General features: G+C 55.3%; 2 protein-coding genes and 1 pseudogene. 2 read left to right on the forward strand and 1 reads right to left on the reverse strand.

Features of this window, described 5'->3' with window-relative positions; genetic code table 11:
* Positions 1 to 337, forward strand: a pseudogene (locus ACWERV_RS36650) (hypothetical protein); the annotation flags it as partial.
* Between the two features lie 460 nt (positions 338 to 797).
* On the opposite strand, the gene ACWERV_RS36655 reads toward ACWERV_RS36650, so the two are convergent.
* Positions 798 to 1,199, reverse strand: coding sequence for a hypothetical protein (locus ACWERV_RS36655; protein WP_137910459.1), 402 nt, complete (start codon positions 1,197 to 1,199; stop codon positions 798 to 800).
* 465 nt (positions 1,200 to 1,664) lie between these two features.
* Between ACWERV_RS36655 and ACWERV_RS36660 the strand changes: the two genes are divergently transcribed.
* Positions 1,665 to 2,072 (forward strand): hypothetical protein (locus ACWERV_RS36660; protein ID WP_452941211.1); only part of this gene is annotated, 408 nt, incomplete at its 3' end.

Consider the following 2,072-nt stretch of genomic DNA (forward strand, 5'->3'; position numbering starts at 1 on the left):
CCCGACCGAAGTGTTCACGTGGCTGAGCGCGATTTCCGCGTTCAGTTCGGTCTGGACATGGGGCGTCATTCTGCTTGCACAGATCGGATTCCGAAAGTCCGTGTCGCGAAGCGAGGTGAACCGGATGACGTTGCGGGTACCCTTCTTCCCGTACACGTCCTATCTCGCAGGACTATTCCTGGTCGCGGTGCTGATCGTCATGGCATTTCACTCCGACACCAAGATTGCGCTCATCGTCGGTCCTGCGTGGATTGCCTTGCTCGTCATGCTGTACTACGCGCGAGGCTATAGTCGCGCATCCACCGATGGTCGCGCCAAAGAGGTAGCTTCCCGATAACGGAAGCCATGAATCGCTCAGCCACACCACGCAGGAGAATGTGTCGGCTGAGCGAATAAGAAATATGGTCGGTTGAATCGCTTATTCCAATGGTATCGAATACTCGGGGAGCCGATCTCAGCAGAGTAGCTCGTCTCTCAACACATGCGCTAATCGATCTCTCGCTTCGTAACCATCTTTGCTTCCACGCTCTACGTACTGAGCAAGGCTCAGCATTTCATTTGGGCACAATTGTTCGGACGATGTTCGCGTCGTTCTACCTCTTCGACGCCGGATTCGGCAAAGGCGAATTGTCCATTTTTAGCACTGCCGACGTGATGCTCGGTGAACTCGCCTTACGCGCTCGCGCCAACACTGGATGGAGCATGAAGTCGGACTTGGTTCCGGTTACGGCCAGATTGCTCGAACTCTTTGACAACCAGCTGCAGACTGCACCGCTTGACGAACTCGTTGCAGCACATCAAAGAGCCGAGGGAAATTTCAGTGCGCCTCCGCGTGAACGCTTGTCAATTGCCGCGCTCATACAACGCTCAAAGAGAAGCAGCCCGAACGCTTCGGCTCGATGGTGAATGCTCCTTCGAAGCCCACACGCACGTAGCTTCGCGATGGCAAATTCCACGATCTCCGGAACCGGCAAACCCAGTGGGTCTCCATGCACCAACAGAGGTAAGCGTTCGCCGTTCTCGAAATGAACTTCACGAATTGCGTATCGGGTCACGCCGGGCTCCATTCGACGAATGGAACCCATTTTTTTGCCGATCAGGCAGGTTCCGCCTAGATCGAGAATGTGCAAACGAAAAAAGACCCGAAGTTCCAGGCTAAATCGTTGATTTAGCTCAGAAATTCGGGTCCATCCTTCCACTGGGAACTAACGTTCCTCTTAGAACGGAAGTGGGCATCTGTGAGAGCGGAGGATGGTACAGGAAGATTTCCTCGCTCCGCCGCTTCCCAGAAGGCTGCTCCCTGTTCATAGGGCGATGGCAGATGATACAGCGACCTGCGTAGCAATGACACCCGCAACACTTACTTCGCCGAGCCGTCGGTGATTTGCAATCTTCACGCACCAGTAAGCGGCAGCTCGCACAGCTGCTGGCGACGCGGGCGGCTAACCGAGGTCTCACTGGCCGCCTAGCCGCAGCGAAATAGGTGCCCCGTTATCTCTGTCCTGCGGGTGCTCCCATGCTGCGGGCTGTCCGCACGTCGGCTCAGCGGCTCACGGCCCACTTAGCGCATCACCTCCCGCTCGCGCGACCTTCTCATTGAATTGGATTCCCCCTAGTATCTAGCCGTAGCCCACAGGCCAGCATCAGCGAATGAGGAGAAGTGCGTGAATTTGGTTACCCATTTTAAGCAAAACAATGTTCTAGAGACGGACATCGGCGACTTCACCTTCGCGTCAAGCGTAGACCAGGGAGGCAACGCGCACGTTCTCAAGTTCACTCGAGACAAACAAAGTTTTGCAATCAAATTCATTCCCCACGGAGATAAAGATAAGCTGCAACGCTTCCGCGACGAGTTCTTCTGTGCAGCACAAATCCCCACGCACATAAATGTGGTGCGATGTTACCACTTCGACAGCAAGACCATTAATGGCATCGACTATTCAATCATAGTCATGAAGCTGTACCAAAGCAGCCTATCGAGGAGTGGGGTGAGCGTAGCGAGGAGGGTGTCGGCGTCTTCTGCGGCGGCGGTCACGACGCTGGGGCTACTGTCGCGGGCTGCTGCGGTGACG

The organism is Streptomyces sp. NPDC004031, from assembly GCF_053604375.1.